Origin of the sequence: Halochromatium glycolicum (assembly GCF_016584085.1) — a bacterium.
Lineage (GTDB): Bacteria > Pseudomonadota > Gammaproteobacteria > Chromatiales > Chromatiaceae > Lamprobacter > Lamprobacter glycolicus.
This window is the reverse complement of the sequence record NZ_NRSJ01000011.1, coordinates 99003-113220: the sequence shown is the minus strand read 5'-3', so window position 1 is coordinate 113220 and position 14218 is coordinate 99003. Positions and strand designations below refer to the sequence as shown.

At 67.5% G+C, this 14218-nt stretch carries 13 protein-coding genes and 1 pseudogene; 6 read left to right on the top strand and 8 right to left on the bottom strand.

Annotated features, from left to right (window positions below; genetic code table 11):
- Nucleotides 1–148: 148 nt before the first annotated feature.
- A complete protein-coding gene (yrfG, locus tag CKO40_RS08400) occupies nt 149–817 on the bottom strand; it encodes a GMP/IMP nucleotidase (protein ID WP_200345755.1) in 669 nt (222 codons plus the stop codon).
- A 315-nt stretch (nt 818–1132) separates the two neighbouring features.
- Between yrfG and CKO40_RS08395 the strand changes: the two genes are divergently transcribed.
- The 3 genes from CKO40_RS08395 to CKO40_RS08385 all read left to right on the top strand — a co-directional run bounded on the left by CKO40_RS08395 (nt 1133) and on the right by CKO40_RS08385 (nt 3251).
- Nucleotides 1133–1870, top strand: a complete 738-nt coding sequence (locus CKO40_RS08395; protein ID WP_200345754.1) for a secretin N-terminal domain-containing protein — start codon at nt 1133–1135, stop codon at nt 1868–1870.
- Between the two features lie 116 nt (nt 1871–1986).
- Nucleotides 1987–2520: an FmdB family zinc ribbon protein gene (locus CKO40_RS08390; protein WP_200345753.1), complete on the top strand. Its 534-nt coding sequence runs from the start codon at nt 1987–1989 to the stop codon at nt 2518–2520.
- Nucleotides 2521–2912: 392 nt separating this feature from the next.
- Entirely contained in the window at nt 2913–3251 is a 339-nt protein-coding gene (locus tag CKO40_RS08385; protein ID WP_200345752.1) for a hypothetical protein, read from the top strand.
- Nucleotides 3252–3465: 214 nt separating this feature from the next.
- Here CKO40_RS08385 and CKO40_RS08380 read toward each other — a convergent pair whose 3' ends face one another.
- The 7 genes and pseudogenes from CKO40_RS08380 to CKO40_RS08350 all read right to left on the bottom strand — a co-directional run bounded on the left by CKO40_RS08380 (nt 3466) and on the right by CKO40_RS08350 (nt 10443).
- Nucleotides 3466–5217, bottom strand: coding sequence for an Hsp70 family protein (locus CKO40_RS08380; RefSeq protein ID WP_200345751.1), 1752 nt, complete (start codon nt 5215–5217; stop codon nt 3466–3468).
- Nucleotides 5214–5921, bottom strand: a complete 708-nt coding sequence (locus tag CKO40_RS08375; RefSeq protein WP_200345750.1) for a nucleotide exchange factor GrpE — start codon at nt 5919–5921, stop codon at nt 5214–5216. Before CKO40_RS08375 ends, CKO40_RS08380 begins: the two co-directional genes overlap by 4 nt.
- Nucleotides 5921–6232, bottom strand: coding sequence for a J domain-containing protein (locus CKO40_RS08370; RefSeq protein WP_200345749.1), 312 nt, complete (start codon nt 6230–6232; stop codon nt 5921–5923). The genes CKO40_RS08375 and CKO40_RS08370 overlap by 1 nt, the downstream gene beginning before the upstream one ends.
- Entirely contained in the window at nt 6232–8838 is a 2607-nt protein-coding gene (locus CKO40_RS08365; protein WP_200345748.1) for a hypothetical protein, read from the bottom strand. The genes CKO40_RS08370 and CKO40_RS08365 overlap by 1 nt, the downstream gene beginning before the upstream one ends.
- A gap of 329 nt (nt 8839–9167) precedes the next feature.
- Complete coding sequence (locus CKO40_RS08360) at nt 9168–9638, bottom strand: DUF29 domain-containing protein (RefSeq protein WP_200345747.1); 471 nt, start codon at nt 9636–9638, stop codon at nt 9168–9170.
- A 220-nt stretch (nt 9639–9858) separates the two neighbouring features.
- Nucleotides 9859–10083 (bottom strand): annotated as a pseudogene (locus tag CKO40_RS08355) (XdhC family protein); the annotation flags it as partial.
- A gap of 15 nt (nt 10084–10098) precedes the next feature.
- The gene (locus CKO40_RS08350; protein WP_200345746.1) at nt 10099–10443 is read right to left on the bottom strand and encodes a hypothetical protein; all 345 of its coding nucleotides are present in this window, start codon (nt 10441–10443) and stop codon (nt 10099–10101) included.
- 357 nt (nt 10444–10800) lie between these two features.
- On the opposite strand from CKO40_RS08350, the gene CKO40_RS08345 reads away from it, so the two are divergent.
- The 3 genes from CKO40_RS08345 (at nt 10801) to CKO40_RS08335 (ending at nt 14216) form a co-directional block, all read left to right on the top strand.
- The gene (locus CKO40_RS08345) at nt 10801–11757 is read left to right on the top strand and encodes an HlyD family secretion protein (protein WP_200345745.1); all 957 of its coding nucleotides are present in this window, start codon (nt 10801–10803) and stop codon (nt 11755–11757) included.
- 123 nt (nt 11758–11880) lie between these two features.
- Entirely contained in the window at nt 11881–13029 is a 1149-nt protein-coding gene (locus CKO40_RS08340; protein WP_242476907.1) for an ABC transporter ATP-binding protein, read from the top strand.
- A 2-nt stretch (nt 13030–13031) separates the two neighbouring features.
- Nucleotides 13032–14216, top strand: a complete 1185-nt coding sequence (locus CKO40_RS08335) for an ABC transporter permease (RefSeq protein WP_200345744.1) — start codon at nt 13032–13034, stop codon at nt 14214–14216.
- Nucleotides 14217–14218: the final 2 nt, after the last annotated feature.

Genomic DNA, 14218 nt, shown 5'->3' with positions numbered 1-14218 from the left:
AGCCGCGGCCGTTGTTTCACGACCGGAACGAGCCCGACCGCCGCTGTCAGTGGGCGCCGCGACTGCGTCAAGGTCACCTCAGGTCTTGGCCCACTTGCGACGGCTTTGCCGCGGTGCCTGCTAAGGGATGCGACAGCGTAACCCCTGACTAGACGGCTTCTGGCAATCCAGGCAGAAGCGCGGAGAAGTCTGGGACCGCATCGAACTCGTCGCAGGTTCGCACGGGCTGCGCCGAGTCCGGTGACAGGATCGCGAGCAGCCAGTGGAAGCCGTATTCGCGGGCGGCCCGCAGCACCGGCAGACTGTCGTCGACGAACAGCGTGCGCTGCGGATCAAAAGGCTCGACCTGCTGCACCCGCGGCCAGAACTCCGGCGACTCCTTCGCCGCCCGCAGGTCGTGGGAACAGACGATGTGCTCCAGATGCCCGTCGAGGCGCGTCTTGCTCATCTTGAGCTCGATCGACTTCTGATGGGCATTGGTCACCAGCACGCGCCGCTTGCCGGCAGCGGCCAGTGCCTCGAGGAACGCCAGTACATGCGGATGGACCGCGATCAGGTGCTCGACCTCGGCCTTGAGCAGCGCGATGTCGAGCTCGAGCTCCTGCGTCCAGTGATCGACGCAGTACCACTGCAGCGAGCCCAGCAGCTCCCGATAGCGGGCGTAGAGCCTCTCCTTCGCCGCCGCCAGCGAGATCCCGCGGGACTCCGCATAACGCAGCGGAACATGCTCGAGCCAAAAATGGTTGTCGAAGCGCAGGTCCAGCAGGGTGCCGTCCATATCGAGAAAGACGGTGTCGATCGCGTTCCAGTCCAGCATCGGTCAGCTCAGTTCAGTGGCGGGAGTTACCTTTTGCGGCATAAGAATGGGGACGGTGCCATCCCGCGTCAGGCGAATTGACGAATTTCGGCTCGCCGCCGGAAGGCACGGTTGCCGAGCGCGAAGCCGATAACGCGCCAGGATCGACCTTGCCGATCCGTTGAAGCGGCGTCCGGCTTATGGAGCCGAGACCGGCGGTACGCCGCCTGATCGACGTTCCCGCTGAGTCAGCGCAGCGGCATCGCGCTACCGCACGCCAATGCGATACCCTGCTCGATCTTGGGGTCGTAACCTGAATCGAACCGGGCGGTATCGATGCCGAAGCCACTTCGCCTGCTTGCCGGACTCGTCTTATGCCTGTGCGCCGGTCTGGCCGCCAGTGCCCTGGAGAACCGTGTCTTCGAGTTGGAGCACCAGCGTGCGGACGCGGTCGTTCCGCAGCTGCAAGACCTGTACGGGGGTGAGATCCAGCTCTCAGCGACGGGCCAGACCCTCGTCGTCAGAGCTCAGTCCGAGCGGCTTTCCGAGATCGAGACCCTGCTCCGACAAATCGACCGACCGCCCCGGCAGGTGACGCTCTCGCTTCGCCATCGCAGCACGGCCAAACCCAATGGGCGCGATCGCTATTCCGCGGGGGTCTACAGCACCGGCCGGGACTCGACGCGCAGTCTGACGGTCCTGGACGGACGGGTCGCGCAGATCACCTCAGGCCGGATCGCCCGAGTGCCGATCGCCGAGCGCAGCGGCTGGCGCCCCGCTGTCTTGCTCGAGGAGATCGAGATGACCAGCGGCTTCCTGATCCAGCCCTCGGTGATCAACGACGATCAGGTGGAACTGCGGATCACCGCGGTCCAAGACGGGCCGCTTCGGGGACGAGGCGATTACGAGACCGCGGATCTGACGACGATGCGCCGCGTGCGATCGGGGGAATGGGTGGAGCTCGGGGAGGAGCACCAGAGGCGCAGCGCTCGCGGCACCAATCGAGTCTATGGTTCCCAGTTGCACGACAATCGACTCTGGGAAGTCAAAGTGGACGTGCTTCCGGCGCCATGATCTAAGAGGCCCTATAAGGTTATTCTTCTCGGAAGCGGTCAACTGCCGATTCTGGATTTCACTCTAAATGAGCCACTGAGACCGCAGGACCCGCCTGCGCTGCACTGGATTCAGCCATGCCTGTCTACGAGTTCTATTGCCCCGATTGTCACGCGATCTACAACTTCTTCTCGCGCAAGGTCGACACCGAGACGATCCCGGCCTGCCCCGACTGCGGGCGCTCGCCGCTCGAGCGTCAGGCGTCGCCATTCGCGATCTCGAAGGGCCGCGGCGACGAGGAGTCGGACGAGGAGGGCCTGCCGGCCGGGATGGACGAGGAGAAGATGATGCGCGCGCTAGCGTCGATGGAGGGCGAACTCGAGGGCATTGATGAGGATGACCCGAAGCAGGCGGCGCAGATGATGCGCCGGCTGTTCGACGCGACCGGCCTGAAGATGGGCGACGGCATGGCCGAGGCGATGCGCCGAATGGAGGCCGGCGAGGACCCGGACGCCATTGAGGCGGAGATGGGCGACGTGCTCGAGAACGAGGACCCCTTCGCTCTGAGCGCCAAGGGCGGCGGCGGAAAGCTGCCGAGCCTCAAGGACCTCCGCCGCGACCTGTTACCGCCGCGGCGCGTCGACGACTGGTATCCGTTGAAGCGTGATTGACTCGCTCGGTTCGCCGGAGGATGTCTCGCCGCTCAACGGTTTGAACGAGGGGTCGGTCTCCTCGGCTTCCAATCGCGGTATGCTGCGAGCCGAGTTGCGGTTCTAACGCCCATGGCACGGTGCCACCCCGGACGATGAATCCCGCGTCATTGACGGTGACGATGCAACCGCGACCTGAGGTCAGTGAGCAGACCTTTCCAACCACCACGCGGTGGCGGGCAAGCGTGCGCCTGCACGCTTGGTTCAGCCGTCGATGCATTTGGGTCAGCGATCGGAGGCCCAGCGATCGGGGGCTCAGCGATCGGAGGCTCAAACGGCGAGGGCTCTCGGTGAGCTTGAATCAGCCCAAGCAACGCCTTGGCCAGCGGATCGTGCTGCAAGGACAGGGCACAATGCAACGCCTGCTCGGCCGTGGCCGTGTCGTTTACCGCGAGGGCGGCGACAGCGCGGCGCAGACAGGCATCGGCAGCGCGCTCGGCGGCCAGCAGTCGACTGTGATCCATGCCGCAGCGGCGGCAGCTCTCGCTGCCATCGCTACGGGCGCGGCAATTGGGGCAACGCTCCATTGCGACTCAAGACTCGTAACGAGCCGAGCAGGCGGACGACTCCCGAAGAAGTGCTCGTTCTCGAGCCTGCTTGAGGGCGCCAGATGCCTGCAAAAGGCTCAGATTGTGTGTGCGTTGCAGCAAAACCATCGCTCGTCGTTCCGAGGCGCAGCCTCGCTCGATTGAGGTCTTTAGGCGATTGCCGGAAAAGCTCGTACCGAATTGCGCAGGATTGTCGTTTGCCTTCGAGGAGCGTCGCCGGGAGCATAGCCGGGCTATGTGACCGGCAGCGCGACGAAGAAGGCGAGCGAAAAGACCAGCAAGGCGGTATGAGCTTTGACAGAAATCGCCTTAGGCTCTGGTTGCGGGTTCCCAATGGCCGAACTCCGGTCGCCGCAGCTCAGGTCTCCAGGTAATAGATCAGGTCCGATAGCGCTGCCACCGAGCGCTCGAGCCCGGCCATGTCGTCCGCCGCGAGGGCATCGCGGACCGACTCGATCAGATCGATCAGGTCCTCCTTGTCCTCGGCGCTCGCGGTCTCGAACAGCCGCTCGCCCTTCTCGAGCAGGGCGCGCGCCTGCACCACCTCACGGCGGTCACCGGTCGCGGCATCGGCCGCCTCATCGACCTCCTCGGCATCGCCGTCGATCAAGGCCGACAGCCGCTGACGGGCCGCATCGAGTTGCTCGGATTCGAAGCGCGCGGTCGCGTTGTCGATCGCGATGTGCTTTTCGAGGCCAGTACGCTTCTCAGTCGCGGTGACCTTGAGGATGCCATCCAGGTCCAGCTCGAAGCGCATCAGGATGACGTTGCCGGACGGCACATCGCTGAGCCCTTCGACCTTGAACGAGCCGATCTCGGTGTTATTTAGCGCATCGCGGTCCTCGCCCTGATAGATGCGTACGTCGACCGCCTGCTGCCCGTCGACCATCGTGTAGAAGCTCTCGCTCTTTACGGTCGGGATCGGGCTGTTCTTACGGATCAGCGGCACAAAGCGGTGCGGATAGGGCACCCCACCCATCTCGCCGACGGCACTGGTGCCGAAGGTGTAAGGCGTGACATCGACCAGCACGCCGCGGGTGGTCTCGCCGGCGGTCACCCCGGCCTGGATTGCGGCGCCGGCGGCGACGCACAGGTCCGGATCGATCTCGGCACGCGGCTGCTGCCCGAGGGTCTCCTCGAGCCGCTGCTGGATCAGCGGCGTGCGGGTGGCGCCGCCGACCAGCACGACCTCGTCGATATCGGCGACGGTCAGCTCGGCCCCCTTCAGTGCCGTATGCACCGCCTCCAGGGTCTCGTCGATGTAGCCATCGATCAGCGCCTCGTAGTCCTCGCGACTGACCTCGAGTGAGAGGTTCACCGGCGGATCGCGATCCGGGAGCAGATATTCCTCGTCGATGCGCGCATAAGGGGCATCGCTGAGCGCGATCTTCGCCGCCTCGCAGGCGCGGTTGATGCGAGCCATCGCAGCGCGGTCGGCACTCGGATCGCAGTCGTGCTCGCGCTGCAGGTACTCGCGGACATGCTCGATCAGCTTGGCGTCGAAGTCGTCACCGCCGAGGTGGTTGTTGCCGTGGCTGGCTAGGACCTCGGTGACCTCTCCGCCGGCGCGAACCACCGAGCAGTCGAAGGTGCCGCCGCCCAGATCGTAGACCAGGATGGTGCGCGGCTGAGTGGCATCGACCTCGTAGGCCAGCGCCGCGGCGGTCGGCTCATTGATAATGCGCACCACCTCGAGCCCGGCCAGCTCGCCGGCATCGCGCGTCGCCTGGCGCTGCGCGTCGGAGAAGTAGGCCGGCACCGTGATCACGGCCTTACCGACGCTCGCGCCCAGGTGCTCCTCGGCGGCGCGCTTGAGCCGCTTCAGGATCAGCGCCGAGACCTCCTGCGGGCTGTAGGACTGCTCGCCCATCGGCAGCTGCACGTCTTCGCCCATCCGCCGCTTAACCGAGCGGATGGTGCGCTCCGGATAGAGCGCGTATTGGTTGCGGGCGGCCTGGCCGACGAGCAGGTTGCCGTCGTCGGCGAGGCCGACGATCGAGGGCAGGATGCGGGCACCATCGACCTCGAGGACCTGCGGCTGGCCGTCGCGGATGAGGGCGACTTCCGAGTTGGTGGTCCCGAGATCGATGCCGATGATGATGTCGCTCATGATGAATCCTTGGTCGAAGACGGCGGGGTGAGATCAGGCCGATCGGGCCGATTGACGACCACCTCGGCTGAGCGCAGCAGCTCACCGTCGAGCAGGAAGCCGGCGCGCTGCTCAGCGAGGACCTCACCGACCCGACGCTCCGGATCGGAGGCGAGCTCGGCGGCGTGCATCCGGTGCGGATCGAACAACCGCCCAAGCGCCGGCAACGGCTGCACACCGCGCCGCGCCAGGGTTTCGTCGAGCCGGCGCAGGTTCATCGCCAGCCCCTCGGCCATCGACGCGGCAAAGGCACGTGCCTGGCGCCGACCGAACAGACCGCGCGGACGATAGCCCGCCGCGGCCTCATGCCCGGCCTGCAGCCGGTCGCGCAGGTCCAGCAGCTCCAGCAGCAGATCCTTGCGCTCGCGCGCCCGGTTGGCCTGCTCCTGCTCGCGGCGGCGCTGCTGCTCCTGCTCGGCGCGGCTGTTGGCGGTCTCCAACGCCTCGAAGACATTGCGGAACTCGTCGAGGGCGGTCTTGACCTGGCGCGCCTCGAGCTTGACCTCGTTCTTCAGCGCGGCAAGCTCGCTGAGCAGGCTGAACAGATCGGGCGCCGCGGCCTCGTCGGCCGCGGGCGCGGAGGAGGGGTCATCGGCCCGATCCAGATAGTCGCGCAGGCGCGCGAGCAGATCCTCCTTCGCGGTCTCCGTCACTGCAGGCTCCATCAGTCCTCTCCGCGCAGCAGCGCCGCGAACAGCGCCGGGTCGGGGCGCCGCGGCCTTGCCTCGTCCTCCCTGCGGCCCTGCGCCTCGGCGCGGCGCAGGATATCGATCGGCTCAGGCGGCTCGGTCTCGAACAGCGCATAGGCGATCCGGTCGCGTTGCGTGCGCACCCGCTCATAGGCCGCACGCACGGCCTGGAAACCGGCCGGATCGCGATCGGGCGGACAGCGCTTGATCGCGGCGCGATAAGCAGACTCGACGACATGATCGTCGGCATCGGGATCGATGCCGAGGGTCAGAAAGGGATCGGACATCAGAATAGATCGAACTGTTTCGGCGGGCCATCGGGATCATCGGCCGAACGCGCCTTGCTACGGCCACCACCTCCCTGCGGCTTCGGCAGCTCGCCGGCCGCTTCGGCGGCGCTGTAGATCATCGCCTTGAGCATCTCGACCGCAGCCTCGTCACCCTGCTCGCGCGCGATCCTCATGACCTGCCGACGCATATCCTTGGGCATTCCGGTGACCTCAAGCGCCTGCTTCAACGGCATCTGCTCGAGCACCTGCAAGAGCAACGCAATGCCCTCCCCGAGGTCCTGACCATCGTCCTTCGGGTCCGGAGGGAATGGATCATCCCAAGGATCATCATCGAAGCCCGGCGGGCCTGGCATCCGTCCAAAGGGCATGAACTGCTGCAGCAGCTCGCGCAGCCGCTCGGCCGCGCGCATCTCGCCGGCCTCTCGTGCCCGCGCCAAGGCGCCTTCCATCTTGTCCAGCTCCGACATACTCGGGAAGCCGCCATCGCTGTAGCGGCTATCGAAATCATGGTATTCGAGCATCGGCGTACGCGGCCAGCGATTGAGCCCGGCCCGCGCGGCCTCGCGCCGCGCCGCGTTCAGCCGGAACGCACGCAAGGTCTCGCAGGCGTGCTCGAGCTCGTTGCGCTCGAGCCGCTTCCAGGGCGCGCCCTTGAGCGCCGCCGCCAGCCGTTCCAGCAGGCTGCGCCGGAAATGGCCGACCTGGTCGGCATGGCTGCGCAGCTGACCGATGATCGCGCGCAGGTCTTCGGGAGCGCCCACCTTGATCCGCTTGAGCCCGAGCCGCTTCGCGATGTCGTCCTGCTTGAGCGTGAGCCGATCGACGGCGAGCATCAGCTCCACCTGCGCCACGACGCCGCTGCCGCGCTGAGTGAGGCATTCGTTCAACATCGCCTTGCCTTGGTCGGCGTCCTCCAGCGCCAGCACCACGAGGCCTTCGAGCAGATCGAGCTGCGCGCGCACCGGCTCCAGACCGCTACCCCGCCCGGTCCAGTTCCGGGCCTCGGCGAGCTCCTTGCGCGCCAGGTCGCCACGCCGCTTCGGGATCTGCTTGGCAGCGTGCTCGATATGGGCCTCGACCAGACGCCGGCGCGCACTGCTGTTGATCGGGTCGATCGCCAGCATGCGCCGGGCGATGCCGGCCGCCTTCTTGAAGGCGTTGCTCGCCAGCGCCGTCTCCATCGCCGCTTCCAGCAAGGCCATATCCTGCGGCCAGCGCTCCTGGGCCTGGCCGAGGACGCGGCGGGCGTCCTTGAGTCGGTTCGCGCGCCGGTACCAGGTGATCAGCCGCAGATAGGTCTCGCGGTGGTCCGGGTCCCATTGCAGGCTGCGCTCGAGCTGCTCAGCGGCGATGGTCTCGGGGGAATCCAGATCATCCTCGGGGTGCTCGGTCTCGAGCAGCTTGAAGCGCCTTTCCCCGCGCCGCAGCACCATCGCGATCTCGAGCGAATACGGTGCATCTCGGCGGCCGCGCTGCTCGGCGATCAGCCCCTGTGCGACCATCTCCCAAGCGTCGAGCACATCCCAAGGATCGCCCTCGGGCTCGGTGCCCCAAGCCTTGATCAGAGCGCGCTCGTGCCCGCTCAGCGCGTTCCAGCCCGGCGGATGCGGATCGAGCAGCCCGGTCCGCCGTGGCATCAACCGCAGCGAGGCCTGCTGCGCCCAGTCATGGCCGAGCAGATCCCGATAGCGTTTCAGCAGCGGCTGCAATGTCTTCTGCTGCCGGCCGCTGTCGCGCTGGAACGATGCCAGCGCCCGCGCCAGCTCCAGCTGTGCGTTGGACCAACCGCGCAATGCCGCGACGAGCTCGGCTTGTCGCGGTCCGGCCCGATCCAGCTCGGCCAGGAGCTCGGCATCGGGCAGGAGCGCAAGCTCGGCCGCGCGCCGCAGCGGCGCGAAGGCCGAGGCGTCATCGATACGCGCGAGCATCTCCCGAGCGGCGTCGGGCTCGGTTTCCGCGCGCACGAGCGCCTTGAGCAGGATTGCCAATGCCCGATACGGCGAGCGGAACGGCAGCTCGGCGAGCGCCGCTTCCATACCGTTCTGATCCGCGTTGCAATAGGCGGTGAGCGCCATCTGCGCCGGCTCGGCATGGCGGCGGATGGGATCATCCTCGGCGAGCTGCTCGAGCAGCGCGGTATCACCGCCGACGAGCCGCTCCGACAGCACGGCTGCCGCGAGCTGCTCGCCGACGCGCTGGCGCTCCTCGCGGTTCAGCGCATCAGGGTGAGCCCAGGCTGCGATCAGCGGCTGCGGATCACCGAGGCGCAGTCGCAGGATGCCGTGATCGAGCGACGGCGGGATATCGGCGCCGAGCGCGGCCCGGTTCTCCCAGATCACCGCCGCTTCCTTGAGCATCCCTTTGGCGGTCAGGTCGCGCGCGCGGCCGGCATAGGCGTCGGCCAGCGCGCGCCGACGGGCCGGTGTGCGCTCGCTCTCGGGGTCGTCCTTCAACAGCGCCTTCAGCGCCTGGATCGCATCGCGCCAGTGACCGCTCTCGAGCGCCTGCAGCGCCTCCCGCTCGCGGACCTCGGGGCGCTGTTTAGCGGCCGCAGCGGCCTTGGAGCCGCCGTGACTCGATTGTTTCTTTCGCTTGCGTGCCATGCACTCAGGTTACCCGATCGTCGCATGGAGTTCGATAGGGTATTGCAACCGTCTCGGGCGCTTGACCCACTTCGGAAGGGCCGACTCGCCTCTGCAGCGACGCAGAGCCGAGGATATTGATTCCGCGTCCAGCTCTTGGCCTGAGCTCGGCATCATCCTGACCATGGCAATGATGATGGTCGCCTCGGCGGCGATCGTCCGCGAGGCCGAGCGCGGCAATATCCAGAGAGTTAGGGCGCGCGTGGCACGGCCTAGGCTCCCATGAGAAACACTCGAGATAGGCGGCCTGCTCTTGCGTCGGGTGAAGCGGTCATGGTCGGCGGACGTGCTCATTGCGCCTCAGGATAGAAGTCGTCGTCGAAGACCTGCTCGCGGCTATAGGGGCAGACCTCCGGGAAGGTCGTCTTCGGCAGCCGGGTCTCCTTGTGGGCGAGCCGCACCGCGACCGGGTAGGCGTCGGCAATCGCCTCATCGACGGCGGACTGGAGGCCGGAAGATTGGCGCAGCAGATCGGCGAGCTGCTCGCGCTGCTCGACGATGGTCGAGCGCCAGCTGCGCCCATCGAATTCGCGCCAGCGATCAGCGAGCAGGGGATACTGAAATTCCCACTTCAAGAGATGAGCCAGCAGCACCAGCAACCGGCTGTGCAGCTCGCGGCGGTCGCTCTTGCTCATGTCGCTGAGCTCCTCCAGCAGATGGGCAATATCCAGTTCCTCGAAGCGTCGCTCGCGCAGCAGCTCGGCATTGCGTTGCGCCCATTGGGCATAGTCGGTGTCATACAACGTGGCGAGGTCCGTCATGTTGGCGCCTCCAGGTTTGACGACTAGGCATCCGGATGCAGCAGTGGATGCCGACGGTGAGGATTATGAGTCAGGGCCGCAAGCAACAACTCCAGATTTGTCCCTAGCCCAGGCGGCGCGACGACACGGCTTCTTCGGTTCATAGCTGCTGCCCACTGAGACTGATCAGCTGAAGATCCTGGGGGTAGCGCCAGCTTAGGGACGGAATAGCCGGCACGGTCTAGGCGTCTGACCCAACCGAGGCAATCGGCGCGCGTTGCCCAAGCGGCGAGCCATTGCGCACCGCGATCAGCTCGGCGATGGCCGAGACGGCGATCTCGGCCGGAGTGCGGCCGCCGATCGCCAGCCCGATCGGACCGCGCAGGCGCGCCAAGCGCTCCTCGGAGACCCCGAGGGAGACCAGCCGCTCGCGCCGCTGGGCGTTGCTCGCGCGCGAGCCGAGGGCGCCGACATAGCCGGTCTAGGCGTTGATGGCCTCCAGCAGCGCAGGCTCCTCGCCGGCGAGCCGCTTGGCAAGCACGGCCGCCGCGAGCTGCTCGCCGACGCGCTGGCGCTCCTCGCGGTTCAGCGCATCAGGGTGAGCCCAGGCTGCGATCAGCGGCTGCGGATCACCGAGGCGCAGTCGCAGGATGCCGTGATCGAGCGACGGCGCGATATCGGCGCCGAGCGCGGCCCGGTTCTCCCAGATCACCGTCGCTTCCTTGAGCATCCCTTTAGCGGTCAGGTCGCGCGCGCGGCCGGCATAGGCGTCGGCCAGCACGCGCCGACGGGCCGGTGCGCGCTCGCTCTCAGGGTCGTCCTTCAACAGCGCCTTCAGCGCCTGGATCGCATCGCGCCAGTGACCGCTCTCGAGCGCCTGCAGCGCCTCCCGCTAGCGGACCTCGGGGCGCTGTTTGGCGGCCGCAGCCGCCTTGGAGCCGCCGTGAGCCGAGTGCTTCTTTCGCTTGCGTGCCATGTTGTTCAGGGTACTCGATCAGCGAGTGGAGTTCGACAAGGGGCTGCGTCCGCTCGGGACGCTTGACCCGCGTCGGAAGGCCCGACTAGCCTCTGCCGCGACCAGGAGCCGAAGAGATCGATCCGCGTCCAGCCTTTGAGCCTGAGCGCGGTGTCGACCGGCCTCTAGCCCTGGCGATCACGAGAGCACAGAGGAGGCCACTCAGCCATGCCCCGTTCCAGGCCCGCCGTCGCGCTCACGCTCCTCCTCGTGGCCCTGCTCGCGGGCTGCGCCGACGCCGAGCCGCCGCTCGCCCTCGGCACCCTGGAGCGCGATCGGGTCGCGCTGACCGCGACCGCCGCCGAGATCCTCGTCGACCTGCCGGTAGCCGAAGGCTCGCCGGTCAGCAAGGGCACACTGCTCGCCCAGCTCGATGACCGCCAGCAGCGCGCCGAGGTCGCCCGCGGCAAGGCGCGGGTGGCCGAGGCCGAGGCCAATCTCAAACGCCTGCGCAATGGCCCGCGGCCGCAGACAATCGCCGCGGCGCGCGCGCAGGTCGCCGGGCGCGAGGCCGATCTGCGCGAGGCCGGGATCAGCTACGAGCGCAATCGCGAGCTGCTCGCGCGCAACGCCGTCAGTCAGGCCGAGGTCGACCGCGCCAAGGCGTTGCGCGATGCGGCCAGCGCCAAGCTCGACGAGGCCCAGGAGCACCTCGACGAGCTCCTCGCCGGGACCCGCCCGGAGGAGATCACCCAGGCCGAGGCCGAGCTCGAGGCGGCGCGCGCCGAGCTTACCTATCAGCAGGCATTGCTCGCGGAGCTCTCGATCACGGCCACGCGCGACGGCGTGCTCGACAGTCTGCCCTGGAACCTCGGCGAGCGCGTCACCATCGGCAGCCCGGTCGCGGTCCTGCTCGCCGGCAAGGCGCCCTATGCCCGTGTCTATGTGCCCGAGCCCTATCGGGTCAAGATCAACCAGGGCGACACCCTCAGGGTCCGGATCGACGGGCTCGCGCAGGGCTTCGACGGTACCGTGCGCTGGATCAGCTCCGATCCGGCCTTCACGCCCTACTACGCCTTGAACGCCAGCGACCGCGCCCGGCTGATGTACCTGGCCGAGGTGATGCTGCCCGACAGCGCCGCCGACCTGCCGAACGGCGTCCCGGCGCAGGTCGAGCTGCCGTGACCGCTCCGCTGCCTGAGTCCGTCACCCTTCCCTGGAGCTACCCTCATCGCTCGCTATGAGACCGACCCGAAGCCAGCGCCTGCGCAAATGCCCGAGCCATTGTCTGAGCAAGCAACGGGACCAATGACCGAGCCGGTCATCGAGGCGCGCGGCCTCACGCGCCGGTTCGGCGAGCTGACCGCGGTCGATGCGCTGGATCTGAGCGTCGCCCCCCAGACCATCTATGGCTTCCTCGGACCCAACGGCTGCGGCAAGACGACGACGGTGCGGATGCTGACCGGCCTGCTGACGCCCTCGGCCGGCGAGGTGACGGTGCTCGGCCACGCGCTACCGCGTGACGCCGAGCGGCTCAAGCGCCAGATTGGCTATATGACGCAGCGATTCTCGCTCTACGACGACCTGAGTGTGTCCGAGAACCTGCGCTTCGTCGCCGAGATCTACGGCCTTGGCCGCCGCGCCGCGCGCCGGCGCATCGATGCCCTCTTGGCGACCTACGCGCTGGAGCCGATGCGGCATCGCCGCGCCGGGCAGATGAGCGGCGGTCAGCGCCAGCGTCTCGCACTCGCAGCGGCGACCCTGCATTCGCCCTCGCTGCTGTTTCTCGACGAGCCGACCTCGGCCGTCGACCCGGAGAACCGGCGCGACTTCTGGGAGCGGCTGTTCGATCTGGTCGAGGGCGGCGCGACCATCCTGGTCTCGACCCACTACATGGACGAGGCCGAGCGCTGCCACCGGCTCGCGATCATGGAGCGCGGCCACAAGCGTGCCGACGGCTCGCCGGCCGAGCTGATGGCGGCGATGGGCGCCCGCGTGGTCGAGGTCGAGGGGCGGGATCTGCGCCGTCTCAAGCCGCAGATCACCCGGTTGCCGGAGGTCATCTCGGCGGCGCAGCTTGGCAGCCGGCTACGGGTGCTGGTGCGCGACCGGGTCGCCGACCCGGTCGCCTGGCTGCAAGCGCAGGCGCTCGACCCCAGCCCGACCCGCCTAACCCAGGTGCGCCCGAGCCTGGAGGACGTCTTCGTCACCAGCACGGGCCGCCGCATCGAGGCCAGCGCTGACGATGGCCGCGAAGGCAGGACTGGCAGCGGCCCCGGTAGCAGCGGCCCCAAAGGCAGCGGCCTTACTGGAAGCAGCCCAGGAGGTAGCAGCTCTGGCGGGTGCGGCCCGGATGGGAGCAGCCCAGATGGGAGCGGCTCTTCTAAGAATGATCATGCCGGGAACGGAAAACCAAGCACGCTTGCCAGCGCCACGCCGGCTGTCCGCGACGACTGACCATGGCCATAAGCGCCCTGCTGCAATCCGCCCCACTGCAATCGGTCCGGCGCATCGGCGCGATCCTGCTCAAGGAGCTGACCCAGCTGCGGCGCGACCGCACCACGCTCGGCATGGTCATCATGATCCCGCTGATCCAGCTGGTGCTGTTCGGCTACGCGATCAACACCAATGTGCGCGATATCCCGGTCGCCTTGGTGGACCAGGCCAACAGCGGCATCAGCCGGGTGCTGGCGCAGACGGTGCAGGCAACCCAGGTGGTGCGCTTCACCGAGCAGCATCCCGACATCCCCAGCGCGCGCGACGCGATCACCGAGGGACGGGTGCGTGCAGCGCTCATCATCCCGGCCGACCTCAGCCAGCGCGTCGCCCGCAGCGGTAGCGTCGGCGCCGGGCTGGAGACACCGCCCGCGAGCGACGTCCAGACCAGCCGCCCAGTCGCGCAATGGATCGTCGACGGCTCCGACACCATCATCGCGTCGGCGATCAAGGGCTTGCGTGCGATGCCGCTGACCGAATTGCTGCGCCGTCCGGCGAACCGCAACACCCCGACCTTCGCGGTCGCGCTGCTGTTCAACCCCGAGCAGCGCACCGCGATCAACATCGTGCCTGGCCTGATCGGCATCATCCTGACCATGACAATGGTGATGTTCACCTCGGCGGCGATCGTGCGCGAGGCCGAGCGCGGCAATATGGAGATGCTGATCAACACGCCGGTGCGCCCGCTCGAGCTGATGCTCGGCAAGATCGTGCCCTACATCGCGATCGGGATCATCCAGACCGCGATCATCCTGCTGCTCGGACACCTGATCTTCGGCGTCCCGCTGACCGGCTCGCTCGCGGCGCTAGCCGTGACCACGCTCGCCTTCATCGGCGCCAGTCTCGCGCTTGGGCTGGTGCTGTCGACGATCGCGACCAGCCAACTGCAGGCGATGCAGATGACCGTGTTCATCCTGCTGCCGTCGATCCTGCTGTCCGGCTTCATGTTCCCGTACGAGGGCATGCCGGCGCTGGCGCAGTACATCGCCGAGGTCTTGCCGGCGACCCATTTCATGCGCACGATCCGCGCCGTGATGCTGCGCGAGGCCAGTCTCGAGGACGTTGCCGAGGATACCCTCTGGCTGCTCGGCTTCATGCTGATCGGGCTGCTGGTCGCCTCGCTGCGGTTCAAGAAGCGGCTGGACTAACT

What these genes read in the sequence shown, in the direction of transcription:
- yrfG (WP_200345755.1), bottom strand. Translation starts at nt 817, where the DNA reads ATGCTGGACTGGAACGCGATCGACACCGTCTTTCTCGATATGGACGGC.
- CKO40_RS08395 (WP_200345754.1), top strand. Translation starts at nt 1,133, where the DNA reads ATGCCGAAGCCACTTCGCCTGCTTGCCGGACTCGTCTTATGCCTGTGC.
- CKO40_RS08390 (WP_200345753.1), top strand. Translation starts at nt 1,987, where the DNA reads ATGCCTGTCTACGAGTTCTATTGCCCCGATTGTCACGCGATCTACAAC.
- CKO40_RS08385 (WP_200345752.1), top strand. Translation starts at nt 2,913, where the DNA reads ATGCAACGCCTGCTCGGCCGTGGCCGTGTCGTTTACCGCGAGGGCGGC.
- CKO40_RS08380 (WP_200345751.1), bottom strand. Translation starts at nt 5,217, where the DNA reads ATGAGCGACATCATCATCGGCATCGATCTCGGGACCACCAACTCGGAA.
- CKO40_RS08375 (WP_200345750.1), bottom strand. Translation starts at nt 5,921, where the DNA reads ATGGAGCCTGCAGTGACGGAGACCGCGAAGGAGGATCTGCTCGCGCGC.
- CKO40_RS08370 (WP_200345749.1), bottom strand. Translation starts at nt 6,232, where the DNA reads ATGTCCGATCCCTTTCTGACCCTCGGCATCGATCCCGATGCCGACGAT.
- CKO40_RS08365 (WP_200345748.1), bottom strand. Translation starts at nt 8,838, where the DNA reads ATGGCACGCAAGCGAAAGAAACAATCGAGTCACGGCGGCTCCAAGGCC.
- CKO40_RS08360 (WP_200345747.1), bottom strand. Translation starts at nt 9,638, where the DNA reads ATGACGGACCTCGCCACGTTGTATGACACCGACTATGCCCAATGGGCG.
- CKO40_RS08345 (WP_200345745.1), top strand. Translation starts at nt 10,801, where the DNA reads ATGCCCCGTTCCAGGCCCGCCGTCGCGCTCACGCTCCTCCTCGTGGCC.
- CKO40_RS08340 (WP_242476907.1), top strand. Translation starts at nt 11,881, where the DNA reads ATGACCGAGCCGGTCATCGAGGCGCGCGGCCTCACGCGCCGGTTCGGC.
- CKO40_RS08335 (WP_200345744.1), top strand. Translation starts at nt 13,032, where the DNA reads ATGGCCATAAGCGCCCTGCTGCAATCCGCCCCACTGCAATCGGTCCGG.